The sequence below is a fragment of the Micromonospora sp. NPDC005173 genome, assembly GCF_040608515.1.
Classification (GTDB): domain Bacteria; phylum Actinomycetota; class Actinomycetes; order Mycobacteriales; family Micromonosporaceae; genus Micromonospora.
In genome coordinates this window covers 226021-252952 of the sequence record NZ_JBEXIK010000001.1, presented here as the reverse complement: position 1 = coordinate 252952, position 26932 = coordinate 226021, and the positions used below count along the sequence as shown (strand labels likewise).

Annotated in this window: 27 protein-coding genes, 1 tRNA gene and 2 pseudogenes; 11 read left to right on the top strand and 19 right to left on the bottom strand. The window is 70.9% G+C overall.

The window, feature by feature from the left end:
• The first annotated feature begins 50 nt into the window (after positions 1 to 50).
• Positions 51 to 1211, top strand: coding sequence for a low temperature requirement protein A (locus tag ABZV00_RS01225; protein WP_355600813.1), 1161 nt, complete (start codon positions 51 to 53; stop codon positions 1209 to 1211).
• Positions 1212 to 1256: 45 nt separating this feature from the next.
• Here ABZV00_RS01225 and ABZV00_RS01220 read toward each other — a convergent pair whose 3' ends face one another.
• The 3 genes from ABZV00_RS01220 to ABZV00_RS01210 all read right to left on the bottom strand — a co-directional run bounded on the left by ABZV00_RS01220 (position 1257) and on the right by ABZV00_RS01210 (position 4071).
• Positions 1257 to 2297 carry a P1 family peptidase gene (locus ABZV00_RS01220; RefSeq protein ID WP_355600812.1) on the bottom strand — a complete coding sequence of 347 codons (1041 nt, stop codon included), beginning with the start codon at positions 2295 to 2297 and terminating at the stop codon, positions 1257 to 1259.
• Between the two features lie 30 nt (positions 2298 to 2327).
• Positions 2328 to 3509, bottom strand: a complete 1182-nt coding sequence (locus ABZV00_RS01215) for a low temperature requirement protein A (protein ID WP_355600810.1) — start codon at positions 3507 to 3509, stop codon at positions 2328 to 2330.
• A 139-nt stretch (positions 3510 to 3648) separates the two neighbouring features.
• Positions 3649 to 4071, bottom strand: a complete 423-nt coding sequence (locus ABZV00_RS01210) for a VOC family protein (protein WP_355600808.1) — start codon at positions 4069 to 4071, stop codon at positions 3649 to 3651.
• Positions 4072 to 4267: 196 nt separating this feature from the next.
• On the opposite strand from ABZV00_RS01210, the gene ABZV00_RS01205 reads away from it, so the two are divergent.
• The 3 genes from ABZV00_RS01205 (at position 4268) to ABZV00_RS01195 (ending at position 6385) form a co-directional block, all read left to right on the top strand.
• Complete coding sequence (locus ABZV00_RS01205) at positions 4268 to 5062, top strand: hypothetical protein (RefSeq protein WP_355600806.1); 795 nt, start codon at positions 4268 to 4270, stop codon at positions 5060 to 5062.
• Between the two features lie 115 nt (positions 5063 to 5177).
• Complete coding sequence (locus ABZV00_RS01200; protein ID WP_355600804.1) at positions 5178 to 5747, top strand: NADAR family protein; 570 nt, start codon at positions 5178 to 5180, stop codon at positions 5745 to 5747.
• Complete coding sequence (locus ABZV00_RS01195) at positions 5744 to 6385, top strand: hypothetical protein (protein ID WP_355600802.1); 642 nt, start codon at positions 5744 to 5746, stop codon at positions 6383 to 6385. The genes ABZV00_RS01200 and ABZV00_RS01195 overlap by 4 nt, the downstream gene beginning before the upstream one ends.
• Before the next feature lie 17 nt (positions 6386 to 6402).
• On the opposite strand, the gene argS is transcribed toward ABZV00_RS01195, so the two are convergent.
• Together argS and ABZV00_RS01185 are read right to left on the bottom strand one after the other, a co-directional pair.
• Positions 6403 to 8121 carry an arginine--tRNA ligase gene (gene argS / locus ABZV00_RS01190; RefSeq protein ID WP_355601330.1) on the bottom strand — a complete coding sequence of 573 codons (1719 nt, stop codon included), beginning with the start codon at positions 8119 to 8121 and terminating at the stop codon, positions 6403 to 6405.
• Between the two features lie 273 nt (positions 8122 to 8394).
• On the bottom strand, positions 8395 to 9138 hold the full coding sequence (locus ABZV00_RS01185; protein WP_355600800.1) for a serine/threonine protein kinase: 744 nt from the start codon (positions 9136 to 9138) through the stop codon (positions 8395 to 8397).
• A 317-nt stretch (positions 9139 to 9455) separates the two neighbouring features.
• On the opposite strand from ABZV00_RS01185, the gene ABZV00_RS01180 reads away from it, so the two are divergent.
• Positions 9456 to 10004, top strand: a complete 549-nt coding sequence (locus ABZV00_RS01180) for an isochorismatase family protein (protein WP_355600798.1) — start codon at positions 9456 to 9458, stop codon at positions 10002 to 10004.
• A gap of 46 nt (positions 10005 to 10050) precedes the next feature.
• Here the strand turns inward: ABZV00_RS01180 and ABZV00_RS01175 are convergent, their stop codons facing one another.
• Positions 10051 to 11277: a helix-turn-helix transcriptional regulator gene (locus tag ABZV00_RS01175; RefSeq protein ID WP_355600796.1), complete on the bottom strand. Its 1227-nt coding sequence runs from the start codon at positions 11275 to 11277 to the stop codon at positions 10051 to 10053.
• 151 nt (positions 11278 to 11428) lie between these two features.
• Between ABZV00_RS01175 and ABZV00_RS01170 the strand changes: the two genes are divergently transcribed.
• The gene (locus ABZV00_RS01170; RefSeq protein WP_355600794.1) at positions 11429 to 11875 is read left to right on the top strand and encodes a DUF6069 family protein; all 447 of its coding nucleotides are present in this window, start codon (positions 11429 to 11431) and stop codon (positions 11873 to 11875) included.
• A 143-nt stretch (positions 11876 to 12018) separates the two neighbouring features.
• Here the strand turns inward: ABZV00_RS01170 and ABZV00_RS01165 are convergent.
• Both ABZV00_RS01165 and ABZV00_RS01160 read right to left on the bottom strand, forming a co-directional pair.
• Positions 12019 to 12370, bottom strand: a pseudogene (locus ABZV00_RS01165) (transposase family protein); the annotation flags it as partial.
• A 324-nt stretch (positions 12371 to 12694) separates the two neighbouring features.
• Positions 12695 to 13129: an ester cyclase gene (locus ABZV00_RS01160; RefSeq protein ID WP_355600792.1), complete on the bottom strand. Its 435-nt coding sequence runs from the start codon at positions 13127 to 13129 to the stop codon at positions 12695 to 12697.
• Between the two features lie 671 nt (positions 13130 to 13800).
• Here ABZV00_RS01160 and ABZV00_RS01155 point away from each other — a divergent pair.
• Positions 13801 to 14148 carry a hypothetical protein gene (locus ABZV00_RS01155; protein ID WP_355600790.1) on the top strand — a complete coding sequence of 116 codons (348 nt, stop codon included), beginning with the start codon at positions 13801 to 13803 and terminating at the stop codon, positions 14146 to 14148.
• 650 nt (positions 14149 to 14798) lie between these two features.
• On the opposite strand, the pseudogene ABZV00_RS01150 reads toward ABZV00_RS01155, so the two are convergent.
• Both ABZV00_RS01150 and ABZV00_RS01145 read right to left on the bottom strand, forming a co-directional pair.
• Positions 14799 to 15176: pseudogene (locus ABZV00_RS01150) on the bottom strand (HAD family hydrolase); the annotation flags it as partial.
• Between the two features lie 41 nt (positions 15177 to 15217).
• Positions 15218 to 15289, bottom strand: a tRNA-Lys gene (locus ABZV00_RS01145).
• A gap of 344 nt (positions 15290 to 15633) precedes the next feature.
• Here ABZV00_RS01145 and ABZV00_RS01140 point away from each other — a divergent pair.
• The gene (locus ABZV00_RS01140; protein ID WP_355601328.1) at positions 15634 to 16716 is read left to right on the top strand and encodes an NAD-dependent epimerase/dehydratase family protein; all 1083 of its coding nucleotides are present in this window, start codon (positions 15634 to 15636) and stop codon (positions 16714 to 16716) included.
• A 13-nt stretch (positions 16717 to 16729) separates the two neighbouring features.
• Here the strand turns inward: ABZV00_RS01140 and ABZV00_RS01135 are convergent, their stop codons facing one another.
• The 3 genes from ABZV00_RS01135 to ABZV00_RS01125 all read right to left on the bottom strand — a co-directional run bounded on the left by ABZV00_RS01135 (position 16730) and on the right by ABZV00_RS01125 (position 19960).
• Positions 16730 to 17929: a hypothetical protein gene (locus ABZV00_RS01135; protein WP_355601326.1), complete on the bottom strand. Its 1200-nt coding sequence runs from the start codon at positions 17927 to 17929 to the stop codon at positions 16730 to 16732.
• Positions 17930 to 17996: 67 nt separating this feature from the next.
• On the bottom strand, positions 17997 to 19187 hold the full coding sequence (locus tag ABZV00_RS01130; RefSeq protein ID WP_355600788.1) for a GNAT family N-acetyltransferase: 1191 nt from the start codon (positions 19185 to 19187) through the stop codon (positions 17997 to 17999).
• A gap of 53 nt (positions 19188 to 19240) precedes the next feature.
• Positions 19241 to 19960 (bottom strand): protein phosphatase 2C domain-containing protein, encoded by a 720-nt coding sequence (locus tag ABZV00_RS01125; protein WP_355600786.1) that lies wholly within the window; start codon positions 19958 to 19960, stop codon positions 19241 to 19243.
• A 63-nt stretch (positions 19961 to 20023) separates the two neighbouring features.
• Between ABZV00_RS01125 and ABZV00_RS01120 the strand changes: the two genes are divergently transcribed.
• Positions 20024 to 21070: an AAA family ATPase gene (locus ABZV00_RS01120; RefSeq protein ID WP_355600784.1), complete on the top strand. Its 1047-nt coding sequence runs from the start codon at positions 20024 to 20026 to the stop codon at positions 21068 to 21070.
• Between the two features lie 41 nt (positions 21071 to 21111).
• Here the strand turns inward: ABZV00_RS01120 and ABZV00_RS01115 are convergent, their stop codons facing one another.
• Positions 21112 to 21672: an XRE family transcriptional regulator gene (locus ABZV00_RS01115; protein ID WP_355600782.1), complete on the bottom strand. Its 561-nt coding sequence runs from the start codon at positions 21670 to 21672 to the stop codon at positions 21112 to 21114.
• 55 nt (positions 21673 to 21727) lie between these two features.
• Here ABZV00_RS01115 and ABZV00_RS01110 point away from each other — a divergent pair, with 55 nt between their 5' ends.
• Complete coding sequence (locus ABZV00_RS01110; protein WP_355600780.1) at positions 21728 to 23008, top strand: benzoate/H(+) symporter BenE family transporter; 1281 nt, start codon at positions 21728 to 21730, stop codon at positions 23006 to 23008.
• On the opposite strand, the gene ABZV00_RS01105 is transcribed toward ABZV00_RS01110, so the two are convergent.
• From ABZV00_RS01105 to ABZV00_RS01090, 4 genes are all read right to left on the bottom strand, one after another.
• Positions 22921 to 23292 carry a hypothetical protein gene (locus tag ABZV00_RS01105; protein ID WP_355600778.1) on the bottom strand — a complete coding sequence of 124 codons (372 nt, stop codon included), beginning with the start codon at positions 23290 to 23292 and terminating at the stop codon, positions 22921 to 22923. The two genes, ABZV00_RS01110 and ABZV00_RS01105, sit on opposite strands and share 88 nt — an antisense overlap.
• Before the next feature lie 262 nt (positions 23293 to 23554).
• On the bottom strand, positions 23555 to 23806 hold the full coding sequence (locus ABZV00_RS01100) for a hypothetical protein (RefSeq protein ID WP_328422473.1): 252 nt from the start codon (positions 23804 to 23806) through the stop codon (positions 23555 to 23557).
• Positions 23807 to 23885: 79 nt separating this feature from the next.
• Complete coding sequence (gene mscL / locus ABZV00_RS01095; protein ID WP_328422475.1) at positions 23886 to 24359, bottom strand: large conductance mechanosensitive channel protein MscL; 474 nt, start codon at positions 24357 to 24359, stop codon at positions 23886 to 23888.
• 39 nt (positions 24360 to 24398) lie between these two features.
• Entirely contained in the window at positions 24399 to 25082 is a 684-nt protein-coding gene (locus tag ABZV00_RS01090) for a FadR/GntR family transcriptional regulator (RefSeq protein WP_355600775.1), read from the bottom strand.
• 59 nt (positions 25083 to 25141) lie between these two features.
• On the opposite strand from ABZV00_RS01090, the gene ABZV00_RS01085 reads away from it, so the two are divergent.
• On the top strand, positions 25142 to 26416 hold the full coding sequence (locus ABZV00_RS01085) for an MFS transporter (protein WP_355600773.1): 1275 nt from the start codon (positions 25142 to 25144) through the stop codon (positions 26414 to 26416).
• Between the two features lie 13 nt (positions 26417 to 26429).
• Here ABZV00_RS01085 and ABZV00_RS01080 read toward each other — a convergent pair whose 3' ends face one another.
• A complete protein-coding gene (locus ABZV00_RS01080) occupies positions 26430 to 26786 on the bottom strand; it encodes an STAS domain-containing protein (RefSeq protein WP_355600771.1) in 357 nt (118 codons plus the stop codon).
• Positions 26787 to 26932 lie beyond the last annotated feature (146 nt).

Here is a 26932-nt window from a genome sequence, read left to right as displayed (position 1 = left end):
ATCCCGGATGGTACGAACGGACGCAGGGCGTGCCACCGGGAGGAGCGCCGATGGTGAGCAAGCCCGAACGGCTGCTGCGCGGAAAGGACGTGCCGCTCAGCGCCTCCTTCCTCGAACTCTTCTTCGACCTGGCGTTCGTCCTCGCCCTCAGTCAGCTGGCGCAGCACTTCCTCGCCGACCTCAGCCTGGTCGGTGGGCTGCGCACCGCGCTGCTACTGGCCGCGGTCTGGTGGATCTGGGTGACCACCACCTGGCTCGCCGACTGGTACGACCCGGAGACGCCGGCGATCCGAGGGCTGCTGGTCGGCGCCACGCTGGGCAGCCTGCTTGTCGGAGTGGCGATCCCGCAGGCGCTGGACGGGCGGGGCCCGCTCTTCGCTGGCGCGTACGTCGCGGTCCACCTCGCCCGGGGCGTGGTCACCGTCCAGATGCTGCGTGGTCACCCGCGGCAGAGCCGGGCGCTGCGGATCCTCAACTGGTACGCCGTCTCCGCCGTACCGTGGCTGATCGGCGCGTTCCTGCCGGAGTGGCGGGTGCCGCTCTGGTTGCTCGCCCTCGCCATCGACCTCATCGGCCCACGACTCGGCTGGCCGACGCCGCGGCTCGGTCGGGCACGGCAGCAGGAGCTGCACCTCACGGGCGAGCACTTCGCCGAGCGGTACCAGCAGATCATGATCATCGCGCTCGGTGAACTCGTCCTGGTCGCTGGTCTCACGTACTCCGGGACCCGCCTCAGCCTCCCGGAGACCGCAGCCTTCCTGTTGGTCTTCGCCACCGCCGTGTTGATCGGTCTGCTCTACGTGACACCCGCCGGCCAGCGCCTGGGCCCGGCCATCGAGCGCGCCGATCCGTCCCGGCTCGGCGTCACCACCAGCTACCTGCACCTGGTGATGATCGCCGGGGTGGTGGCCACCGCCGTCGGGGCCGAGGTGAGCATCGCCCACCCCACCGAGATCGGCCACACGACCGCCGTCGTGGTCATCCTGGGCGGACCCACCCTCTTCCTCGTCGGACGGATCCTGTTCTCCGTCGCGGTCCACCGGCGACTCTCCTGGGCGAGGGTGGTCGGCCTGTTCGCCCTTGTCCTCGCGGCGGTCGCCCTGCGACTTCCACTGGTGGCGGTCAGCGCGGTCGCCACCGGGGTGCTGATCGTGGTGGCCGTCCTGGACCAGGCCGACATCTTCACCTTCCGCCGCACCCGACCCCGCTGACGGCCGGACTCTGGTGCCGTCCTGCTCCCGTCATCCCCACCCCGATCAGGCTGGCGCCGCCAGCCGGCCCGCCGCCGACAACCGCCGGATCATCGCCTCGTGCGGAACGGCGTGACTGGTACGACCGGCCACACCGGTGGTGGTTGCGGTGAAGAGGGAGTTGAGCAGCGCTTCCTCGACCGAGTCCAGGACGGCGGCGAAGACCGGGTTGATCTCCCCGTCGGGGATGGGTTGCCGGTCCGGTGGTGCGGTGCTGAACGCGATCGCGTAGTCGCCGCTGCCGTTGCTGTAGGACGCCCCGACCCGGCCCATCGCGAAGACCGCCCGCCGGGCGAGCCGTCCGAGCTGCCGGGCGTCCAGGGGCACGTCAGTGGCCACCACGATCATGCAGGAGTTGCCGGGCGGGTCGCTCCGGTCGGCGTCCGGGATCAGCTCATCGACCGGCAGCGGGACGCCGAGGACGGTCAGCACGCCACCGAAGTTGGACTGGACGAGGGCACCGACCGTCGCCGGACGGTCGGCCACCCGTACCGTCCTCGACGAGGTGCCGATGCCGCCCTTGAAGCCCAGCGTCGTGGTACCGGTGCCCGCCCCGACGCAGCCCTCCGCCGGCGGTTCGCCGGACGCCCCCGTGATCGCGGCGAGCACGTGTCCCTCGTTGATCGGGCGGCGGCGGATGTCCGAAAGGTGGCCGTCGTTGGTCTCGCCGACCAGGGGGTTGAACGACAGGCCCTCGGGGCGACGGTCCATCAGGTGACTCAGCAGCGCGTCCGCCGCCCGGAAGACGGACAGCGTGGCGGTCAGGACGATCGGTGACTCCAGTACGCCGAGTTCGTCCACCTGTGTCGAGCCGACGAGCTTCCCGTGGCCGTTGCCGGAGTACACGGCGGCCGGCAGGGTCCATCGTCCCGGGCCGAGTTGGCTCGGTACGACGGCGGTGACGCCGGTGTGCAGGTCGGCGCCGTCGTCGATGGTGGTGTGGCCGACCAGGATTCCGGCGACGTCGGTGATCGCGTTGTGCGGGCCGGTCGGCAGCGGCCCGACGACGACCCCGAGGTCGCGGGCGCGGCGGCTCGGCTGGTCCATGCTGCTCCTGTTGTCGTCGGATGGTTCGGGCTAGCCGGGTGGTGAGGGCGGCTCGGGTGGGTGCCCTCTCGCGTGGGCGGCATCGGAGATGGCAACCCCCGCCAGGACCGCGGTGGCGGCGAGGGTGGCCACGAGCGGCGGTACGAGGAGCATGACCGGTGCCAGGGCGGCCAACGCGAGCAGCCCGATCGGTCGATCCCAGGACACCCGGGCGAAGACTGCGTACTCGAAGCGGGCACGCCCGACCAGGAACAGCGCGGGCCCACCGAGGATGACCGCGATCCAGGCCGGTTGAGGGTGCCCACCTGGATGGGCGATGACGAGTTCGGCGCCGACAGCGGTCACGACGACGCCGCCCACCATGACCAGGTGGGCGTAGAACGCCGACAAGCCGAGGCGGGCCGGGTCGGAAGATCCGGCGATGGCCGCGGCCGACACTTCCCCGGCCCGGTAGATGTAGATGCGCCAGAGCAGCACGGTGGTGGCGATCGACACCAGGAATGCCGTGGTCCGGTCGGGCGCGAAGCCCTCGCCGCCGAGGGTCGAAGCGGAGACCAGGATCAACTCGCCGAGCGCGATGATGAAGAACTGCCGGTGACGCTCGGCCAGGTGCTCGGCCGCGCTCGGCAACTCGGAGGCCGGCGAGTGGCCCAGGCCGGGTATGGGGTAGCGGAGTTTGCCGGCCAGGTAGTCAAGGGCCACCGCCAGCGTCCACAGTGCCTCGCGCGTGGCGCCGTGCACGAGCGCCCCCGCGATCCACGGCACGGCAGACACGCCGAACCAGACAAGCGTCCGTACGGCGCCGCGCTGCAGTTCGTGGCCCCGCAGGGCGATCAGAAGGACGAGGCTGCGACCAACCTGAATGGCGACGTACGCGCCCGCGAAGACGAGGCCCTGCGCGTCGAACACCTCGGGTAGCGCGACAGCCATCACCAGGCTGCCGACCAGGGTCGCGATGACCAGCGCCTGTATCGCCGGCCGCTGCGGGTCGAACCTGTCGGGGACTGTCGCCGTGCTGCACCACACCCACCACACCGCCAGCAGCAACACCATCGTGTGGAAGGCGCCGCGCCACGTGAGATCCCGGCTGAGCACCTGCGAGAGCTGGGTGAGCACGTAGACGAACGCCAGGTCGAAGAACAGCTCCAGGAATGTTGCCCGTTGCGGATCCCCGGGCTTCCGCAGCAGCTTGCCTGCCCTACTCGCCGTCATCGACTCGCCCGTTCTATGGCTTTTGCACGTGTCGAGGCATTCGTACCATGCGGCAGTGCTGATAGGCCCGGTCTGGTCGTTGGCCGAAGGCCCTGGATGGGCGGGGTGGTTCCCTCCCGCCCATCCAGGGTGGGTGCTGCTACGCGCTGTATTCGCTGACGACGTCGACGACCCAGACGACACCGAAGCGGTCCCGCAGCATCCCGTAGGCGGGCGCCCAGCCCGCCGGGCCCAGGGGAATCACCACGCTCGCCCCGTCGCAGAGCTTCTCCCAGTAGCCGGTGACCTCCTCGACCGTCTTGCCCCGCAGGGAGACGAAGAAGGAGTTCTCTCCCTGGTCGTAGGCCATTTTGGAGGGCACGTCGTACGCCATGACGTGAAAACCGTTCCCGGCGAGCACCTGGCCCCACATGACCTGGTCGGCCTCGGACTCCTCCTGGACGTTACCGGCGTCCTTGTAGGTGACGAGGACGAGGTGGCCGTCGAACACGGAATGGTAGAACTCCAGCGCCGCGCGGGCGTCACCCCGGAAGTTCAGGTGGGTCGTGGTCGTGACGGACATGATGAGCTCCTTGCGCGTTCGGGTGGACGTCTGACGCTCGACAACCCTCACAGCGGAAGCGGCCAGGATGTGTCCTCTTCTGCGGGCAGAATGAGAAACATGCCGGGGTGCTGTTGCCGTCGGCTCCCTTCCGAGACATTTCTGTCGCGGGCCTTGTGGGCGGCGCGGCTTGTCCGGCGCGGGCATACTCACGCTCGTGGATCGCAGGAAACAGCAGATAGCGTCCGGCGTGGTGGTGCTCCTGGTTGTGGCGCTGGTGGGCGGCGCGTCGTGGGCGTTCCTCAACAAACTGGGGGGCCGGCTCGCGGACAAGATCGGCACTTCCGTTGACCTTCGGGAGAGCTCGGTCCACAAGAGCGCGGTGGCCGATGCTGCGGAGAAGGTCGACAGGGTCCTTTTCCGGTTCGAGTACGACCACCTCTACCAGGCTGACAAGTACGTGCACTCCGCAGGCCAGCACCCCGACGTCAAGGTCCTCGCGGTCAGCGGCGAGACGCACTGGCAGACCGGCGTGAGCCTGGTGCTCCAGGTGGTCGGTCATGGTGTGGAGATCGGCGCGGACGGCTCAGTGATCAAAGAACGCGACGAGCAGATCTGCTTTCGTATCCAGCTCGGCCCGGAGGACGACACCCGCGACGACGACATCGCCTGCCCGACGGAAGCTGCGGTACCGGTCACCAAGGACCCGTCGCTCGACGGCGTCGATGACCGTCTGAAGCACGCCCTCCAGTCCGCCGGCTCGAACGAAGCCGCCGTCCGCGCGGCGATCGTCGGCCTGCAGCTTGACCCGGCGATTCGCCAGGACGTCGCCGCGCGGGACGGCACGGTTGGCGTCGCCTTGCGAGCCTCGCAGTACGACTGCATCCTGGCCCGCGTCACCTCGAAGGGAGCGGAGCTTTGGCGGCCCTCGCACACCCAGCTAGCCCCAGGCGAGATGAGCTGCACCGCCGAGGTCGCCTTGAGCAGCGCTTTCGGGAAGTACCCGCACTGACACAGAACCCAGACCGGTGACCTGGGCTGCGTGGCAAACTGACCGCGAATCGTAGCCGCGCACGGTGGACAAACACGATGGTGCGTGACCACGCGGGTCTGGCACCCTGCTGGACGTGCCCGAGACCGCCTCCCCGCCGCGCAGCCTGTCCGAGCTGCGGGCGCTCATTGCCGAGGGCGGGCCGGTCAAGTACCTGTTCTTCTGGGGGCACCACCCCCAGCCGGACAGCAGCATCGGACCGGAGTGCCTGAGCCAATGGTGGCCGGCCCCATTCATCGTGGACGGGATCCGGTACGCCACGGCTGAGCACTACATGATGGTCGGGAAGGCCCACCTGTTCGGCGATGAGGCGATCGCCGCGCAGATGTTGACGGTGCCGCACCCGGGCGCGGTCAAGGCCCTGGGTCGGCAGGTCCGGGACTTCGACCAGGCCATCTGGGACAGGCACTGCTTCGACCTGGTCGTCGCCGCCAACGTGGCGAAGTTCAGCCAGCACCCCGACCTCGGGCAGTATCTGTCGCGTACGAGCAACCGGGTACTGGTGGAAGCCAGCCCGGTGGATCGCGTCTGGGGCATCGGCCTCGCCGCCACGGACCCACGCGCGCACGATCCCGCCCAATGGCGAGGCCGCAACCTCCTCGGGTTCGCGCTGATGCACGCCCGCGCACAGCTCACCAACGGATGAACCTCAAGATCCGCACATATCAGGCACTGCTCGGTGCCGAACCGTACCGCGTCATCCGCCCAGCTACCTCGGTGACCGGCGCAGTGCTGAGCGACAACAACCCCTGGTTCGTTCTGGAGCTCAACGCCGACGCCGCGTTCACCATCACGGGCCTGTGGATGCTGGCAGCCCGATCACGCCACACGCTCATCCATCTACCGCTACGGAACAACACGCCTGCGGAGCCATCTCTCCCCACCGTCACCGGTGAGCTCGACCTCGTACTGAGCCACCACAACCTGCAATTCGCTCCGCATCAGTGGAAGCGTCTACGCCACCGACTGGGAGTCGGGGCACCGCACACCATCTCCTGGAATCCGAACGACGTCCCCACGTGGGACGAGGTGCACGAGATAAACCGCCAAGCCCATCAGCGTTCCTCCCGCAGCGACAGGTTCCACCAACGCCTCCACAGCCACACCCTGTTCCTGGCCGGCAACGCGGTCGCGTACAGGCGCACGGCCCGATACCTCCTCGACATGGCCCTCTGGCGCCCCGACCTCCGCCAGCCCGGCACCTACCACTCTTCGACACTGCACCCCGCGGACGGGCACTTCGCCACCACCTGCCAAGGCCTCTACCTCATCAGGCGGCGGTAGCGGCCGCCCGATTCCGATCACATTCGTTCGGGAGTCCGGATGCCGAGCAGATACAGCCCTTGCCGGAGCACCCGCGCGGTCAGATCGCAGAGCACCAGCCGGCTTTCCCGGACCGGCCCGTCGGCCCGCAGCACCGGGCACCGCTCGTAGAACGCGCTGAACGCAGCGGCCAGCCGGTACAGGTACCCGGCCAGGTGGTGGAACTCCAGGTTCTCCGCCACCTCGCCGACCACCCTGCCGAAGCCGACCAGCTCGAAGGCGAGCGCCCGCTCGGTCGGCTCGGCCAGCGAAATCCCCGCCTCCGGCCGCGCCGCCACGCCAGCCCGCCGGAAGATCGACCGGATCCGGGAGTACGCGTACTGCAGGTAGGGCGAGGTGTTGCCGTCCAGCGAGAGCATTCGTTCCCAGTCGAGCACGTAGTCCTTGTGCCGGTCGCTGGACAGGTCGGCGTACTTGATCGCGCCGATGCCGACCGCCCGACCCACCTCGGCCGCCTCCGCCTCGCCCAGGTCCGGGTTCCGCTCCCGGGCCAGCGCGGTGGCCCGGACGATCGCCTCCTCCAGCAGCCCGACCAGCTTCACCGACCCGCCAGCCCGGCTACGCAGCATCCGCCCGTCCGGCCCGAGGATCGACCCGAACCCGACGTGCTCGGCCCGGGCCGGCGGGGCCAGCCAGCCGGCCTGCGCGGCGGCGGCGTACACCATCTCGAAGTGCCGCCGCTGCGGCAGCCCGACCACGTAGAGCAGCCGGGTCGCGCCCAGCCTGCCGGTCCGGTGCCGGATCGCCGCCAGGTCGGTCGCCGAGTAGCCGTACCCGCCGTCGGACTTGCGCACGATCAGCGGCAGCAGCTCGCCGTCCCGGCCGACCGAGCCGGGCGGAAAGACGCAGGCCGCGCCGTCGCTCTCCCGCAGCAGACCGAGCCGGTCCAACTCCTCGACGACCGGACCGAGCAGGTCGTTGTAGCTGCTCTCGCCGTGGAAGTCCCGCTCGGTGAGGGTGACGTCGAGCAGGTCGTACACCGTCAGGAAGTACCGCTCGGACTGCTCCACCAGAAGCCGCCACAACCGAAGCGTCACCGCATCGCCGCCCTGCAAGGCCACCACCCGCAGCCGAGACCGCTCGCGGAACGCCTCGTCGGCGTCGAACTTGACCCGGGCCGCCTTGTAGAACGAGTCCAGGTCGCCCATGGAGACTTCCTGTGTGGCTTCGGCCTCGCCCAGGTCGACCAGGTGCTCGATCAGCATGCCGAACGGCGTGCCCCAGTCGCCGAGGTGGTTGGCCCGCAGCACCTGGTGCCCCAGCCACTCCAGTAGCCGGGCCGCCGCGTCGCCGATCACCGTCGAGCGCAGGTGCCCGACGTGCATTTCCTTTGCCACGTTCGGTGCCGAGTAGTCGACCACCACAGTCTCCGACTCGGCGACCACCGGCACCCCGAGCTGCGGGTCGGTGGCCAGCGCGGAGACCAGCCCGGCCAAGGTCTTGTCGGCGATGGTCAGGTTGAGGAAGCCCGGCCCGGAGACCTCCGCCGCGCTGCACAGGTCGGTCAGGTCCGCGCGGGCCAGCACGTCGGCGGCGATGGCGCGCGGCGGCCGGCCGAGCCGCCGGGCCAGTGCCAGCGCCGCGTCGGACTGGAAGTCCGCGTGCTGGGAGCGCCGCACGACCGGGTCCACCGACGCGCCGGCCACCGCTGCGAACGCCGGTGCCAGCCGGTCGGTCAGCAGTTTCTCCAGATCCATGGGTACGCCGATCTCGCTCGGATCCGCCACGCGGATCACCGGATGAGGATGCGGGCGGACCGAGGACGATCGAGGGTGACCGGCGGCTCGATCCGCCGGTCGCAGGAGAAGAAGACTCAGCGCAGGCGGTCGCGGGACCGCCGGCGTCGCAGCGCGCCGAACAGGACGTCGGAGGACGCCGTCGGGAACGCGTGCGAGCTGATCATGCCAGCAGCCTAATCGGCCGGACCGGGGGCTGCGCAACGCCATTGTCCAGGCCCACCAGTGCCCGTCTCACGTCGTGAGCGTGGCTCGCCACGCGGTGACCAGCTCCACCACGTCGGGATGTCGGTCTCCGGGTGTCGGTCGGGTGGCGTGGGTCGCGAGCCGACCTTGGGCCGGAGAGCCTCGCCAGCCGTGTGGGGAGTCGAGCAGGTGCTGGATGGTGCGGCCAAGGGCGTACACCGTGGTCCGCTGGTCGATGACGGCACCACGGACGAACTCTTCCGGTGCCATGTAGCGGCGGGATCCGGGGAGGCGGTCGGCGTCGAGGACGAAGGGGCCGGGCCGGTACTCGTCCAGGTCGATCAGCCGCATCTGCCGACTGTCGAAGTCGTAGAGGAAACAGCCGTCGTACAGGTCGACCGCGACGTGGCCGGCCGCCGTGATGGCCACGTGCGCGTCGAGGATCGTGGTGACAGCCGCCTCGACGTCCGGGAGGGGCAACTGCCGGAACCGGGCCAGTGCGGTCCGGTCCGAGCCGTGGATGGTGGCGTGGTTGAGAACTGTGCCGTCGTGCCATGGGTAGACCAGCACTGGCCCGTCCGGGCCATCGAGAACCTGCTCGGGGCGAATGATCGCTGGGTGCTGGACCGCGGTGTGAAACTGCGTGGCCCGGATCAGCGACAGGCGGGCCTGCACGGTGATGGCCTTCTTGACGAACCAGCGGCGCCCGGCATCCTCGACGCCGTACGACAGGCATCCCGAGTCCTGGGTGCCGAAGACCGTGAACGCGGAGTCGAGCGCCAGGTCGGACATGCAGGCGAAGGTACGCCCTCACGTGGCCGGTGGCTTCGTCGATCGTCACGAACCCGCCCGACGCCGTTGGCGAGGGCCGTCGAGTCGAAGAATGGTCGCAGCGATTGCGGCGTGCACTTCGGCTTCCCGTCCGGCGTCACCACACTGGCCGCCTTCAACGCCTTGCGCCAGTGGCAGACGTACGTCGAGACCTTGCCCTTACCCCGCTCCCGCGGACTGGGCGAAGGAACTTAGGGCTGTGGCACCTGGCACGCTGCTTGGGGATTGGCGGCTTCTGATGTTGGTTGCGGCCAACTCTCCAAAGCTACGGTGTGCTCATGCCGCCGCAGCCACACCGCCCTGCGCTCCTCGTCATCGACATGCAGGACGACATGCTGTCGATCATGCACTTCCCTGACCGCACCATCGCAACCATCGCGAACCTTAGCTCCAGGGCGCGCGCCTCGGGCGTTCCTGTTGTCACCATCCAACAGCACCAATGCGGTGGCGTCCTGCCCGAACTGACGCCACAGAAAGGTGAGCCGGTAGTTACGAAGACGACTGCGGACGCCTTCCTGGACACCGAACTCGATGCGACGCTGCGGCGTGTCGGCGTGACCGAGGTTCTGGTCACGGGCTTCGCCACGGAGAACTGTGTGGAGACGACCGCGCGCCAGGCCCTCAGCCACGGCTACGACCTGGTAATTGTGGCGGACGGGCACACGACATCCATTCGCCCCGAACCGACAGACTTCGTTCCGCCAAACCAGTCGATCGCCCACCACAACGAGATTTACCGGCACATCGACTTCCCCGATCGCAGCGTTCGGGTTCTGTCAGCGATGGAGGTCGACTTCGCGGCGCCGGAACCGGTCTCGCGAGATTAGACAGGCTCCCGGCTCACGTTAGGGACCGGACAAGCAGGGCCTGGGTCTACGCGCGGGCCGGCCGCGGTGTGTCCTGGGCGAGGGATTCGGCGAGGAGCCGCCAGATATCAGCGGCAAGTGCCATGTTGCCGTTGTCCTGGGCCTGTTCGGCGAGGCCGCGCAGGCCGGCCACCGCTTCGTCGCGTGCGCCGTCCAGTAGGAGGAGCCGGTTGCGCAGTACGTCGAGTTCAATGCGGTCCTGGTAGGGCAGGAGCGGGTCGAGGCGGTCGAGCTGGTCGAGCAGCACGCGGGCCTCGGCGGGGTGTCCGGTGTGCATGGCGAGGTGCGCGCGCAGGAACAGCAGCTCTTGTTCGATGGCGGGTGTTCCGGTCAAGGGGAGGCAGGCCTGGACTTCCTCGACGCGGCGGTGGGCGGCTTCGGTGTCCGGCGGGGTGGTCTGGAGGCTGAGCCTGGCCGCGCTGATCCGCAGGCGCGTCCACAGGGTGGGGTTGTCGCGTCCGTCGAACCCTCGCACGGCCTCGCCGAGGAGCTCGGCCGCGGCGGCGGGCTCGCCCTGGCGGAGCCGGATGTTGGCCGCGGTCCAGAGTGCCTCGGCCCACAGCGTGTCTGACCGGCCCTCGACGAGGCTGAGTAGTTCGTCGGTGTGCCGGTTGACCTCGGGCAGCCGGTCTGCCTCGGCCAGCGCTGACACCACGGCCAGCAGGACGTTCGCCATGACATAGGGGGCCAGCGCGTTGTCCTTGGCCAGCTGGTGGGCCGTCAGCGCGGTGTCGACGGCGGCCGGGACCTCGCCGGTGGACCGCAGCCAGCGGGCCAACTCGGCCAGTGCCCTGGCCTGCAGCTCGGGCAGTCCGAGTTGGTCGCTGAGGGCGGTCAGCTCGTCGAGGTAGACCCGCTGCTCGGCGTACTCCTTGCGTTGCCGCCGCCACTCGGCGACCTGCCACAACGCCTGCCAGCGCAGCAGGGAGTCCTCGCCCCCGGCGGTGGCCAGCGCGCCGGACAGCAGCTCGCCCGTCTCGTCCGCGCCGAGGCCGGTGGCGATGGTGAGGCTTCGCGCCAGTGATGAGGCGGTGGACGCCACCAGCTCCTCGGTGCTGACGCCGAGCTGGCTGGCCAGGTGCGCCAGCGCGCGTTCGGTGGGCTGGCGGGCCCCGGACTCCAGCCGGGACAGGTAGCCGGTCGACATGCCGTCACCGGCGAGCGCGCCCTGGGTCAGGCCCCGCTCGATCCGCAGTTGCCTGAGCCGACGGCCGAAGGCTGGTTGCTCCACCACACCCCGAGCCTAGCCAGCTTGCCTCAAGTCTGGCAACTCGCCCCACCCCTAGACGTCACGTTGGCAAATCGCCTTGGCAAACTATTGCCAGGGGACTGGCAAGTGTCGTAGCGTTTCCGTCGTTCGAAACCACGAGTCACGGGAGAACACGATGCAGAAGCTCATCGGCATGACGAACGACATGCAGTGGACCGACAAGACCAGGAGCATCGCTCGGCGTACCGGCCGCGCGATCACCGTCGCTGCGGGAGCGGCCGGCGCTCTCCTGCTGTGGGCCGTCAACGACCCCTGGGCCGGCATCGACCTCGCCGTCCGCCAGGGTGACGCCACCCAGCACATCGGGCCGGCCGCAGTGGTGGTGGCCGCGCTGATCGCCGGCCTGGCTGCCTGGGGCCTGCTCGCGCTGCTGGAGCGTACCGTCGGCCGCGCCCCCGCCCGGACGTTCCGGATCATCGCCCTGATCGTGCTGGTGCTCTCGCTGGCCGGCCCGCTGGGCAGCGGCATCGGCACCAGCAGCCGGCTGGTCCTGCTCGGCATGCACCTGACCGTCGGCGCGGCGCTCATCATCGGGCTGCCAGGCCGGCAGACCTGCCGATAAGGATGGACAACGTTCCGATCGGATACGTGTAGTCCGTCGCGCTCCCTGGCGTTCTGCACCACCAGTGTGGGCGGGCCACGGCCCGCCCACACCAACGGACTTCCCGTAACTGGGTGAAGGCGTTGCCCGGCGCCGGCCGGCGGTCAGCCGGCCAGGATGATGTTGTGGAGGTTGGCGATGCCGGAAGCGGCGTTGGCCAATATGTGGGCGGCGCGGCGGTAGTCGCGCAGGATCTTGAAGCACTTCATCCTGGCCAGGGCGTGTTCGACTACGGCGCGGATGGTGCGGTGGTGGGTGTTCAGCTCTTCTTTCCAGGCTGGCAGGACCGCCGTCGGCGGGCTTGCGGTACGGGATGATCACCTCGGAGCTGCCGCGGTAACCGCCGTCGGCCATGACGGGCCGCCCGTCGAGTTTTTCCTCGATGCCGCTGGTGCGGTAGACGATGGTGTTGTTGCGGCTGCCGGACGGCGGGTCGCCGACGGCGATGACCAGGCGAGCCACCCGCGACGCGCTCAAGCGGCTCGGCAGCGCGCTGGATCGGTGAGGTGGCTACTGCTGTACCGGCCCCGGTCGCGGCAAAAGCGACCCCGGTCGGGGTCGCTGACCTGCGGTGGAGTGGGCCGCCAGGGACTCGAACCCTGAACCCCTCCGGCGTGCTCCTGATCAACTCCAATCGGGCGGATCGGCAGCCTGACCTCGCCGAGCTCTTCCGCTGCCTTACAGCGGTTGACAGCCCTTATCGGCGTCACCTGTGCCCGCCTTGTGCCCGACGATCTTGCCGCGGATGTCAGCGCCTGCGGTGCCGTCTTCGCACCAGTGTCAGGGCATCAGGCCAAGCTGCGCCATGATGCCCGCCAAGTCGGGGTGGAAGCTGAGCTCGACGAACCGCCCATCCTTCACCCGAGCGAAGTACGCCCCCCGCCCAACCACCGTCTTGCCGGTGGGCGGCACCTGCGTCGAACCCACCGCCATGGGACCGGTGTGGGTTCCGGTGAACTCCACCTCGGCGGCGACCGCACCATCATCATCGTCCACGAGGCGGCTGGTACGGCGAATCCGCATGTCCGGCAACGCGGTCAGCCATGCCTGCACGTATTCACGCGCGCCCTCCTTGGTAGTGATTGGCGCGCCGATCGCGGTGTCGCGAAGCACGAAACCATCGGCAAGCAGGTCAACGAAGGCATCGAGACGGTGGGTGTCCCACGCCGCGAGCCGGGCATCATCCAACCTTTTGAGGGCTTCCCTGTCGATCACGCACCTCCAGCTGAACCGCACGCCCTCGGTACATCCTGCCCGGGCACTGCCGACCAGCCGTCGCATATCGCTTAGTCCGCACCGATCAAGGCGGTGGCGTCGGCCGACTACGAGGCCCATGATCGCCCGCCCGCCCGCCCGCGATCGCCGGCTGCTCGACGGGACTGTCGGCGGGGAGCTCTCTCTGGGGCGACCGTTCCTAGCGGGCACGCCAGGCGGGTTATGGCTGGCACAGGTGTGGAGCCCCCGGCCCGGATCGAACCGGCGACATCTCGCTTACAAGTTCTGTGCGCTTGGCCTGGCGGTGTCCGTCTGCATCCGCGACCTCAGGCGGCTGTCCATGTCCAGTAGCCGGCGCTCGTCTCCATCTCGGCTGGTTGCTGTCAGCGTTGCTGTCGAAGCCACCCGTGGTACGCGTGACACCGTTCTTCGGCGGACAGTTAACGACGCGCTGCCCCGTCCTCGAGGCGAACCTTGCCCGCCGCTTGGTCGCCGCCATACTGCCGGCCGCAACCCGGTCGTCCCTAGAGACGATCTCGGCCTTGATGACGCCGCGCGGAACGTCGCAGTGGGTACCACTTCCCGGCTCGCCATTCGCCTGATAGGTCCCGTAAGTCTCCGTAGGCTTACTCAGAGACGAGTCGCGACGGGCCGTGGAAGGGGATTGTGTCATGGCCGACGACCAGGTCATCCGCAACGTGAAGGGCATGGACGACCTCGACTTCAAGGGGTGGAACCCGGCGGACTGGGACGGAGTGTTCGCCCACCACCACACCGATGACGTGCTCGTGGACATGAAGGGGCAACCGCAGACTCACGGCATCCAGGAGCACATCGACGCCATGAAGGCGTTCGCCCAGAAGACCGGCGGCAAGCCGGTCCAGATCAAGTCGCACCCCATCGGCTTCGGGTCGGGAGAGTGGACCTGCGTGGTGGGCGAACTGGAAGACGGCAGCCGAATGGTGACGGTAGCGAAATGGCGCGACGGCGCCATCGCTGAGGAGTACATCTGGATGTAGCCGCCGCCTCCGGCTGCACCCAGACGTTTAAGCGGAACTTAGACGGACCCTCCTGCGACCTGCGCTGGCCTGCTGGGCATGCTGTTCCGGACCGGCCTTGGGCTCACGTCATTGGTGGCTGGTTGCCGACGTTTCACGCTGCCTTGTGCCCCCTGTGTGCACCAAGCTCAAGGAGCGGTACTTCCTCCATCGGCGGAAACCAGCCGAGGCCAGCCCTCCGCCGATGACGCCCAGCACCATCGCGTTGAAGGGCCCCGGCTGCTCGACGTATCTCAAGGCGACCAGGAGTCCGGTCCCTGCCGTCATCACGCCCGCAGCAAGCAAGGCGGTGCAGAGAAGGGGACGAGGGCTCATCGCATCAGTAGAGCAACTGCCTCACTTCAGCGCCCGGCTGCGGATGGGACTCGAACCCCTAACCCCTGCCTTGCAAAGATCGAGACTGCTGCCGACCAACGTCTGTGAGTGCCGGTGACCTGCTCGCCGTGTCGCCTCCCGTCGGCCTCGGGCTGTCTATGCCGGTGGGCTTGGCTGTACGGACGGCTGTACTGCGATCCTCGGTAATACAGGGGACCGCCTCGGCTCGCCCGTGACCATCCGCCGGGTCAGCTGGCGCCGGATCACTCTGCTCCCCCCGCGGCACTATCGGCGAGCTAGCTGCCTGCCGCGTTGTGCTTGGCAACCAGGCTCTGGAGTTCGTCCAGCGAATCGATGCGGAACAGGCTCTGCTCAGACACGGCTGGCATGTCGAGGATGTGACCCCACGGAGAGCGCCGAATCAGGCACGTCTTCATACCGGCCTCCTTGGCCGGGCGTGCATCGTTGTCGGGCCGATCGCCGACGTACAGAATCGAAGACGCATCGCCACCACCTTCGCGAATGACCCGCTCGAAAAAGGCCGGTGACGGCTTCGCCACGTCCCAACCGTGCGACGCGCCGATCACGTCCACGGAGAGGTCGAGAGCGTGGAGGATCGTTTCAGCATGAGCTGGCTGGTTGCCGGCCAAGCCCACGAACAGGCCCTGATCGCGGCGAAAGCGACCCCGGTCGGGGCCGCTGACCTGCGGTGGAGTGGGCCGCCAGGGACTCGAACCCTGAACCTATGGATTAAAAGTCCACAGCTCTGCCATTGAGCTAGCGGCCCGCGCGCTCAGGTTACCCGACGGTGAGCGCCAACGACTCTTGGCTTCCGGCCGGCCGTCGATGCCTACGGCTGGCCGATGCTTGCCGCACCTGATCATCACCAGATCGGTGACCCGGCGGTGTCCGACGCGCTGGATGGCCCTTTGTCGGGGATGTGGAGTGGATCAAGCCGCGCCGGGCCGCGCCGCGCCGGGCCGCGCCGCGCCGGGCCGCGCCGGGCCGGGCCGCGCCGCGCCGGGCCGGGCCGCGCCGCGCCGGGCCGCGCCGCGCCGCGCCGGGCCGCGCCGGGCCGCGCCGCGCCGGGGTGGGTGGTTGGCGGGCGGCTGGGTGGGTACGGGGTCGGACATGCGGATCGTGGTGGTGGGGGCGAGCGGCAACGTCGGTACTGCGCTGCTGCGCCGGCTGGGCAAGGAGCAGGGCGTGGAGTTGGTCGGGGTGGCCCGGCGGCTGCCCGTGCCGGGGGCTGGCGAGCCGTACGAGCAGGTGGAGTGGCACTCCTGCGACATCGGCGCGCCGAGCGCAGCCGGAAAACTCGCCGAGGTGTGCGCCGGTGCGGACGCTGTGGTGCACCTGGCCTGGCAGATCCAGCCCAGCCACGACCCGCGGGTGCTGCGCCGGACCAACGTCGACGGCAGCCGGGCGGTGTTCGACGCGCTGGTCCGGGCCGGCGTGCCGGCGCTGGTGTACGCCTCATCGGTCGGCGCCTACGCGCCCGGCCCGAAGGACCACCCGGTCAGCGAGCGTTGGCCGGCCACCGGGGTGCCCGGCTCGTCGTACAGCGAGCACAAGGCGGAGGTGGAGGCGCTGCTGGACGGGATCGAGCAGGACCATCCGACGCTCCGGGTGGTGCGGCTGCGACCCGGGCTGATCTTTCAGCGGGACGCCGGCGTGGAGATCACCCGCTACTTCCTCGGCCCGCTGGCACCGGTGCGGCTGCTGCGCTTCGGCCGGATCCCGCTGGTGCCCACCAACCGCCGGCTGCGGATGCAGGCGGTGCACGCCGACGACGTGGCTGATGCGTACACCCGGGCGGTGTTGGGTGACGCGCGCGGCGCCTTCAACGTCGCCGCGGACCCGGTGCTGACTCCGGAGTTGGTGGCTCGGCACTTCCACGGCTGGACGGTGCCGGTCGCCGCGCCGGTGCTGCGAGCGGCGGCGGCGCTGACCTGGCGGGCGCGGCTGCAGCCGGTCGACGTGGGCTGGGTGGAGCTGGGCCTGAACGCGCCGCTGATGTCCAGCGAGCGGGCGGAGGCCGAGCTGGGCTGGCAGCCCAAGATCGACGCGCTGACCGCGCTCAAGGAACTGTTCGCCGGGATGGCCGACGGCGGCCACACCGGCAGCCCGCCGATGTCCGGTGCGTCGGACCTCCCCGGCCGCCCGGCCGGCCTGCTCCGCGCCCGGACGGCCGGACAGGGCAACCCCTACTGAGGTACGCCCAGGGTCAGCTCAGTTTGGAGCCACTGACGGTGGGGTTGCGGGCGCCGAGGAAGAAGATGCCGGGGAAGCCGCGGGTCTCGAACTTGCCGCTCGGGTTGCGGCGCAGGGTGGACTTCTCGATCGCCATGGTGCCGGTGCGGTTGTTGCTGACGAAGAAGATCGCGCCGCCACCCTCGTTGGCCTTGTTGTTCTCGATGATGGTGCCGGCGATCCGCACGGTGAACTCGTTGCCGTCGCAGTAGATCGCGCCGCCGCTGCCGCCGCCGGGCGTACCGGACTTGGCCGGGTTGGCGCCGCTGCCGATCGCCTCGTTGTGGCTGAGCACGCTGTTCAGCACCACCCAGGAGACACCGATGCTGCTCAGCGCGCCGCCGTTGGAGCAGGAGCCGCCCTGGCCGGCGGCACCGCCGAAGGTGCTGCCCACCACGTACACCGGCTTGTTCTCGTACTGGCTGAGCACCCGGACGGCCGCGCCACCCAGGTCCGGGCCGGTACGGTCGCAGCGGTTGCGGACGAAGCGCGAGTTGACCACCTTGAACCGCCCGCCGCGTACGAAGATCGCCCCACCGCCGCCGCCCTCGACCTTGTCCCCGGTGGAGTTGCCGTCGGCGAAGGTCAGGTTCTGCACGGTGAGCTGCGGGTGGTCCTGGTTCTGGCAGTGCGAGGTGGTCCAGCCCTGGGCGCTGTCGCAGGTGTTCATGTAGAGGATGCGGCGCTTCCCCTGCCCGCTGAGCGTGACCTTGCCGCCGCCGTCCAGCACCACCTTCGGCCCGTTGGCGTTGCGGACCTTCGCGGTGGCGGCCATCTTGATCGTCACCGGGGCCGGTCCACAGTCGAAGGTGATGACGCCGCCGGCGGCGACGGCCTTCACCACCGCCGCGGAGGTGCAGCTCGCCGGGGTGCCGGTGCCGATGGTCCGGGTCGGCTTCGAGGTGTCGACCGCCCGCCCCTCGGCCGGCACGGTGGCGTTGCCGTTCGGGTTGCCGGCCGCGAGCGCCTTGGTGGCCGGCTTCGGGCTCGCGCTGGCCCCGGGGCCGCCGAGGCCGTCCCGGCCCGCCGGCGCGACGCCCTGCTCACCGGTCGACAGCGCCGCCGGCTGGGCCGACGAGCCGGGCGGCGAGACCGGTGCCGGGTCGTTGGGTGCGCAGGCGGGCAGGGTCGCGGTGGCGACACCGAGGACGAGCAGGGCGGCAAGCGACGTCATGCGCACCCCGTGATGCTAGGAGCCGGGACGGCGTCCGGCGAATTCGCCATGCTGGCTTAACCAGCTGCTAAAAGTCGGCGAAGAGGTACGGCACCCGGCGGGGGAAGATGCCGCGCAGCTCCGCGGCGGCGTCCACCGGCACCTCGCCCAGCCCGCGCAACGGCAGCTCGGCGGGATCCAGCACCCCGTACGCCAGGGCGGAGAGGCCGGCGGCGGTCAGCGTGGCGGTCGGCGCCGAGCCGCCCGCGCCACCGACCAGCTCCAGCGACCCGGTCGTGCCGTCCAGCAGGTGGCTGCCGGCCAGCCACCGGTCACCGGTCAGCTCGATGCGGACCCGGCCCGGCCCGGCGGGCAGCCCGCTCAGCGCGTCCAGCGACAGGAGCCGGGCCATCGGGGCGGACGAGCCCGGTCGGGCCGCCCGCGCCTCGACGTGCACGGCCAGGTCGGTCAGCCACAGCTCCGGCAGCTCGTCGGGCGGGACCTGAACGGAGATCCGCTCGACCTGGTCGACGTGCCGAGCGAAGAACTGCAGCAGCAGGGCACGGGCGAGCGGGTCGGCGTACAGCAGCTCGTTGCCGATCAGCGCGCCGCCGTGGTCGTCGATCCGGTACGTGACCGCGCCGGTGACCTCGCCGTCCACCCGGGCGGTGAGCAGCCAGTACTCGTCCCGGTCGCGCAACCCGACGGCCCGGTAGTCGGGGAAGACCGAGAAGCCGTGGCGTTGGTGGAGGCAGAGCTCGGTGAACGCGTGCCACGCGGGGTAACCGGCGCGGATCCGCTCCCAGGTCACCTCGCCGGGCAGTTCGGCGCGGACCAGTGGCCCCAGGTCGGCGGGATTGAAGGTGACCGTGCGCGGCTTGGGCAGCCCGACGTAGCCGAACCGGGCGTAGAAGCTGGGCCGGAACGGGTAGAGCGCGCTGAGCGGGTGCCCCTCGTCGCGCATCTCGTCCAGGAGTTGGTGCAGCAGCGTCCGGACGTGTCCCTGCCGGCGGGCCAGCGGATGGGTGGCCACGCCGGCCACGCCGGCCATCGGCAGCACCACTCCGCGCAGGTTCTGCCGCATCGGGATGGCCGAGGCGGCGGCCAGCGTGCTGCCGCCCTCCTCGACGATCAGCGTCCGGTTGCCCGACTGATAGGGCAGGTAGTCGCGGAACTCCTCGGTGCGGGCCGCACCGAGCGGCGATGACTCGAAGGCGTACGCGGCCAGCGGGAAGCTGGTGGTCAGGCGTTCATCGGCGGTCACCCGGCGCATGGTCATCAGCCCATCCCAACCGGCGCCACCACTGGCCGCAACCGGATTGCGCGAACCCGTCAACGGGCCATGACGTCGGAGACGACGACGGTGACGTTGTCCGGCGCACCAGCGTGGTGGGCGAGCTTCACCAACTGCTCGCCGCACTGCTGGCGGTCGGCGTACATGCCCAACGTCGCCGCGATGGCCTCGTCCTCGACGTAGTCGGAAAGGCCGTCGCTGCACAGCAGCAGCCGGTCGCCGGGCACGACGGTGAGCACGCCGACCGCCGGTGGGGTGTCGGCGCCCTGCACGGCCCGGGTCACCAGGGACCGCTGCGGGTGGTGCCGGGCCTGCTCGGGAGAGAGCGTGCCCTGGTCGACGAGCGCCTGGACGAACGTGTCATCCCTGGTGAGCTGGGTGAGCTTCCCGTCGCGCAGCAGGTAGCAGCGGGAGTCGCCGACCTGGGCCAGCACCAGCGTCTCCGCGGCCAGCAGCGCCGCGGTGAGCGTGGTGCCCATCCCCTCGCGGGCCGGGTCGACGGCGATGGCGGCGTGGATGCGCTGGTTGGCGGTGCTGACCACGGCGCGTAGGGCGTCGGCGGCCGCGTCGGGTTCGGTCGGCGGGGCCAACTCGTCCAGGATCCGGATCACGATCTCGCTCGCCACCTCACCCGCGGGTAGCCCGCCCATGCCGTCGGCGACGGCGATCAGGCGGTCACCGGCGAGGGCGGAGTCCTCGTTGTTGGTCCGGATCAGTCCGATGTCGTTGAGGATGACCGAGCGGAGGATGAGCGTCATGGGGTCAAGCTTGCCAAGAACACCCCACCGCCGTCTCTACGCACTACTACGTAGGGTTGAGAAATGATGCCGGTGTCCATGGTCGGACGCGCCGGCGAGCTTGCCGAGCTCGACCGGGCCTGGTCCGCCGTGGCGACCGTCGGCCGGCCGTCGGCGGCCGTCGCGGTGATCACCGGCGCAGCGGGGGTGGGTAAGAGTCTGCTGGTCACTGCCGCTGTGGACGCCTTCACGCCGCGTCCCGCGGTGGTTCTCTCCGGCGCCGCCCGGGTGCACGGTCCCGCCCCGTACGACTGGCTGGCCGCTGTGCTGACCGGTCGGGACACCAGCCGGCTCGCCCTGCCGCCGGACGCGCTGGCCTGGTTGGCCCAGCAGCCCACCGCGCCCCGCGAGCGGTACGCGCCGGGCACCCTGCTCCGCCTCGCCGTGCGGACCGTCCAGTTGCTGATCGGTGCCGGCCCGGCCGTGCTGGTGGTGGATGACCTGCACGCGCTCGACCCGGCCAGCGTCAACCTGATCGGCGAGCTGGCCACCGTTGCCAACCTGCCAGCCCTGCTGGTGGTGGCCAGTAGGCCGCCGGCCGACGCGGTGGCACCGGAGCTCACGAGCCGCGCGCTGGCCCGGCTCTGCGGGGTCCGCGGCGCCGTCCGCCAGCACCTCGGCCCGCTGCGCCCGGCCGAGGTCGCCGAGGTGCTGACCCAGGTGTACGCCGGCAGCAACCCGTCCGGTCGGCTGGTCACCTCGGTCTGGCGGTGTACCGGCGGCAACCCGTACGCCCTGACTGAGTTGTTGGCCGCGCACGGCGGGGAAGGGCCGGAAGCGTTGTTCCGGCGGTTGCCCGGACCGCGTTCACCGGCGGCACCGGTCGCTCCGGTGTCGGAGGTCGTCCCACCGGTCGACCCGGAGCTGACCGGTCGGGAGGTCGAGGTGCTCGGCTGCCTGGTCGCCGGGATGTCCAACAAGCAGATCGCGAAGGCGCTCGGCATCTCGGTGCGGACGGTGACCGTGCACGTGTCCAACCTGCTGCGCAAGACCGGCTCGGCGTCGCGGACCGAGGTGGCGCTCTGGGCGGTCCGGCACCGGCTGCCGGGGCCGGCCCCGGTGGACCGCTGAGTCACCCTCGGCCGGGCCATGGCGGCCCCGGGGGACGCGGGTCAGCGGCGTGGGTAGCGCAGTAGCAGGCTGGCGGCGACCTCCTCGTCGCCCACCGCCGTGTAGCTGTGCGGCACGTCGGAGACCCAACGAAGGTGACCGCCGGCCGGGGCGGTCAGCGGCGCGTCGGCTGGGCCGGCGCGCAGCACTCCGGCGAAGACGGTGATGTGCTCGGTGACCCCGGGGTGGTGGGCGGGGGAGAGCTGCCCCGGCCCGGGCGCAACCCTCATCCGGTACAGCTCGTAGGTCGCGTCGGCCTCGGTGAACACCTCCAGCAGGGTGGCGCTGACGGCGCTGCCGTGCATGGTGGGCGCGGCGGTCGGCTCGGCCAGTACGGCGGTCAGCGGTACGCCGAGCTGCGCGGTGACCGCCCAGAGCGTCTCCAGGGTCGGGTTGCGGGTGCCGTGCTCCAAGCCGGAGAGCGTGGCCTTACCGATGCCGGCGAGCCGGGCCAGTGTGGACAGCGATATCCCCCGCTCCTCGCGCAGGGCGCGGACCCGGCGGCCCACGACGGCGGGATCCACGTCGAGGCCGGGACGGCGGGTTGGTGGTGGGTGCGGCATCCGGCTATCGTGCTACACGCTGTCGTTCCGTAAACGGAACAGTCGGGGGGATCGGATGGCTGGACGGGTGCAACCGGTGCTGGCCGGCGCGGTGACCGCGCTGGTCGGCTTCGCCAGCTCGTTCACCGTCGTGCTGGCCGGGCTCCGGGCGGCCGGCGCGTCCGACGCGCAGGCCGCCTCCGGGCTGCTGGCGCTCTGCGTGGCGTGCGGCCTCGCCGCCGCCTGGCTGGGCTGGCGGCACCGGGTGCCGATGAGCGTGGCCTGGTCCACGCCGGGCGCGGCGCTGCTGGTGGCGACGGGGCCGCCGCCGGGCGGGTGGCCGGTCGCGGTAGGCGCGTTTCTCGTCTCCGGGCTGCTGATCGTGGCGGCTGGGTTGTTCCCGCCGCTCGGCCGGGCGGTGGCCGCCATCCCGAAGCCGGTGGCCGGCGCGATGCTCGCCGGAGTGCTGCTACCGCTGTGCACCGCGCCGGTCCGCGCGCTGGTCGAACTGCCCACGGTGGCCGGCCCGGTGGTGGTCGGCTGGCTGCTGCTGCACCGGTTCGCCCGCCGCTGGGCGGTGCCCGGCGCGCTGCTGGTGGCGGTGGCGGCGATCGCGCTGACCGCACCGCCGGCCGGTCTGACCGGTGCCGCGCTGACCCCGTCGGTCACCCTGACCGCGCCGGCCTGGAACGCGTCCGCGCTGGTCGGGCTCGCCCTTCCGCTGTTCCTGGTCACCATGGCCGCGCAGAACGTACCCGGGATGGCGGTGCTGGCCGGCTACGGCTACCGCCCGCCCTTCGGTGCCGCGCTGCGGGCCACCGGCCTGGCCAGCCTGCTGGCCGCACCGGCCGGCGGGCATGCCGTGAACCTCGCGGCGATCACCGCCGCGCTGGCCGCCGGCCCCGACGCCCACCCGGACCCGGAGCGCCGGTGGGTCGCCTCGGTCACCGCCGGCGTCGGCCTGGCCCTGCTCGGGCTGGGTGCTGGCGTGGCCACCGCGCTGGTCGCGGTCGCCCCGCCGATCCTCATCGAGGCGGTCGCCGGGCTGGCGCTACTGGGGGCGCTCGCCACCGCGCTCGCCTCGGCGGTGGCCGATCCAGGCGCCCGGGAGGCCGCCGTGGTCACCTTCGTGGTGACCACCTCGGGGGTGACGCTGATCGGTGTGGGCGGCGCGTTCTGGGGGCTGGTGGCCGGCTGCCTGATGCTGCTGCTCTTCCGCCGTCGCCCACCCGCCGCAGAGAGATCCACTCGGGCCAGGACGGCCGTGGATCACTCCTCGGGCGGCAGGTCGGCCACGCCCACGGCGAGGAGGACCCGGCCGTCGGCCACCGACCCGATCCGGTCGGCCGGTACGTAGACCGCCCCGGTGCGGGTCAGCTCGGTGGAGACCTTCAGGTAGCCGCTGTGCAGCAGCCGCGCCGCCAGATCGGCCGGAACATCCGGCTCCTCGACCGCGGTCGCCTCGATCAGCTCGTCCAGGCTGCTGCCCGGGTCGGCGGTCGGCGCCTGCACGGTCACCGCGTACGGGTCACCTCGCTGGACGAGGTCCACGGTCCCGACCTCGGTGCCGGCGGCGTCGATCACCGGCATGCCGGTGGTGATCCGCGAGATGGTCGCCTGCTGCTTGTCCTGCTGGTCCATCCCACCGCGGTTCCCGGGGCGGTGCGCCGCTAAACGCCGTCGCCAACCCGCCCCACGCTCAGCCAGCCCGGCAGCGGCCGCGCACGGAGGCGATAGGCCCGGAGAGCGTGATGACTCTGAGGCATATTCATGCCTCAGAGTCATCGCCGTCGAAAGCAGTACCGCCTCCAGGGCCCGGGAGTAACGGGGGCGGGCGACGGTCCGCGACGCCAGAGGCGCACGGCACACCGCACTCGGCGGCCCGCCCAGACGGTCCGCCCACTCAGCTGTTCGGGAGGGTCCAGCCGCCGGGCGGGCGCGGGGAGAGCTCGCGCCAGGCGTCCGGGCCGTCGAGCAGGGCCCGGACCGTCTCCTCGGCCTCGTCCGCACTGCCGTACTCGTAGAACCGGGAGATGCCCTCGGCGCCGCCGGCCCGCTGCTCGACGTGCCACCGGTCGGCGTCCACCCGGAGGAACACGTCCCGCCGGGCCAACCGCCCCCATTTCCCGTTCCACCAGTGCTTTCGCTGCTCCATGGGCGGACTCTATCGAACACACGTACGAGAAGGTGCGGCCCCTGCGGGAATCCCGCAGGGGCCGATGTGCATCCGTCGGTCAGCGCGGCGCCGGCGGCTCGGTGCGGCGGCCCAGCACGTCGTCCAGCGCTCCGCGCTGCTGGCCCGGAGTGGCGTGGCCGGCGGAGACCAGTGCGTCCCGGATCTCGGTCAGCAGCTTGACCTCCTCGCTCGGCGCCGCCGGCGGCGGCTCCTCGCCCCGCCTGCGCCGCTCGGCCAGCTTGTTCATCGGGAACACCACGAGGAAGTAGAGCGCGGCTGCGGTGAGCAGAAAGGTGATCAACGCGTTGAGGAAGCTGATCCAGTCGAATTCGACGCCACGGATCGTCCAGGCGGCTCCTGCGAGACCATTGTCCTTGCCGGTGATCAGCAGCACGAGGAGCGTGATCAGCGGCTTGAGGAACGCGTTGGTCAGCGACGTGACCACCGCTGTGAACGCGGCGCCGATGACGACACCGACCGCCAGATCGACGACGTTGCCGCGCATGATGAAGTCTTTGAAGCCCTTGAACATCCGTACTCCCGACGTGTCCGGTTTTCCGTCGGGGACAACCTATGCCCCGGGAGCGGGCTCCAGAAAAGCGCCGGCTTCGATCGCCGCCAGCGCCGGGTCGCCGGCCCGGATCGCCTCGACCAGCCGGGTGTGGTCGACGTAGCGCTCGGCTGTGAGCACGTCCCCCATCGCCTGGGCGACGGTGCTGCGCAGGGCGGCGCCGACCGAGGCGTACAGCTCGGCGAGCATGGGGTTATGCGCGGCGGCGACCACCGCGGTGTGCAGCGCCGCGTCCGCCTCGACGAACGCGTCCACCCGACCGCCGCGCCAGGCCGCCTCGCGCTCGGCGAGCGCGCCGTCGAGCGCTGCCAGGTCGATCGGGGTACGCCGCAGCGCGGCGAGCCGGGCGGCCTCCACCTCGAAGGCGCGCCGCACCTCGATGACCTCGGTCATCCGGTCGTCGCCGAGTTGGCGGGCCACCACCGGCGCCAGTTCGTCGGTGGACACCACGTATGTGCCGGAGCCCTGCCGGCACTCCAGCACACCGGCGTGCACCAGGGCGCGGACCGCCTCACGGACCGTGTTGCGCCCGACGCCCAGCGCGGAAACCAGCTGTGGCTCGGTGGGGATGCGCCCGCCGACCGGCCACTCGCCGCCCAGGATCCGGGCACGGAGCTGCTCGATGGTCTGCCGGACGCGGTGGCCGCGGGGCGGCACCGGCGGCGCGGAGGGGGAATCGACCAACGGTGGCACTGGTTACATCACCGGTCCCAAATTCATCCCATGATTGTAGGTTAGAGGTCATGACCCCGCCACCGACCGCCGCTCCGGCGCCTCCCGCCCCCGTCGCTCCCGGCCCGGCGCACGACCCCGGTGCGGGCCGTCGGACCCACCCGGCGACCGGCGGTGCGCTCGTGCTGGTCGGGATGCTGCTGGTCGCGCTCAACCTGCGCGCCGCGGTCACCAGCCTCGGCGCCCTGCTCGACGAGATCCGCGACGGGTTGGGGCTCTCCGGGACCACCGCCGGCCTGGTCACCACCCTGCCGACCATCGCGTTCGCCGGCCTCGGGGCGCTCACCCCGTGGCTGGTCCGCCGGGTGGCGCCGGCCCGGGTGCTGGTGATTGCCATGCTCGCCCTCGCCGTCGGTCAGGTGCTCCGGGTCGCCACCGACTCGACCTGGGTCTTCCTGCTCACCAGCGCGCTGGCACTGGCCGGCATCGCGGTGGCGAACATCCTGCTGCCGATGCTGGTCAAGCAGCACTTCCCGCACCGCACCGGCCTGGTCACCGGGGCGTACACGATGGCGCTGACCGTGGGCACGACGGTGGCCGCGGCCTCGGCGGTGCCGATCGCGCACGCCTTCGGGTCCTGGCGGGCCGGGCTCGGCGTCTGGGCCGGGCTGGCCGCGGTGGCCGTACTCCCGTGGGTGCCGCTGGCGCTGCGGGCCCGGGCGGCCGCGCGGCGGGCGACCCCGACGGCGGCCGTCGCCACACCGACGCGGGTCCGGCCGGCGCGGACCCGGCTGGGCTGGGCGATGGCCATCTACTTCGGCGCCCAGTCGCTCAGCGGGTACGCGATCATGGGCTGGCTGGCCCAGCTGTTCCGGGACGCCGGCTACCAGCCGGAGTCGGCCGGGCTGCTGCTCGCCGGGGTGACCGCGCTCGGCGTGCCGATCGCGCTGGTGATGCCCACCCTGGCCGGCCGGCTGGCCACCCTGCGCCCGCTGGTGCTCGGGCTGACCGCCGCATCGACGTTGGCCTACCTGGGGTTGGCGCTCGCTCCGCAGGGCGCTGCGCTGCTCTGGGTGGCCCTGCTGGCCATCGGCCAGGGCGCGTTCCCGATGATCCTGACCACCATCGGTCTGCGCGCCCGCACCGCCGAGGGGACTGTCGCGCTCTCCGCGTTCGCACAGAGCACCGGGTACGTGATCGCCGCCCTCGGCCCGCTGATGGTCGGCATCCTCTACGAGGTAACCGGCGGCTGGACCGCGCCGATCGGGTTCCTGCTGGCCGCGCTCGCCGTGCAGGCGGCGGCGGGCCTGGCGATCGCCCGTCCCCGCTACGTCGAGGACGAGTGACGAGCGGCAGCGGTCAGGAGGAGGTCGGCGTCGGGTCGCCGGCGACGGCCTGATCCACCGTCGGATAGGTGTGCAGCACCTCGACCAGGCCGCTCACCTCGAGGATGCGCAGCACCCCTCGCTGCGGGGCGGCCAGCCGCACCACGCCGCCAGCCTCGTCGCAGCTGTTCTTGGCGCGGACGAAGACCGACAGACCGGTCGAGTCGCAGAACGAGACATCCGCCAGGTCGAACACCAACCGGTTGCGGCCCTTGTCGAGCAGATCGGTGATCTGGTCCTGCAACTGCGGTGCGGTCGCCATGTCCAGCTCGCCCGCGACCGACACGACGACCACGTCGTCGCGCTGTTCCGTGTGCACCGTCAAGGACATTTGCAGACCTCCTGTTATCGGGGGAACGGTATCCCACGGACGGGGTCGGACGCAGATCGGGAGCCGTGATCTGGTGGTCGTCATCATTCCGTTGCTACGTGGCAAGTACTTGATCGGTTTCCGGTGATAGAGTCCGGCCCGTTCCA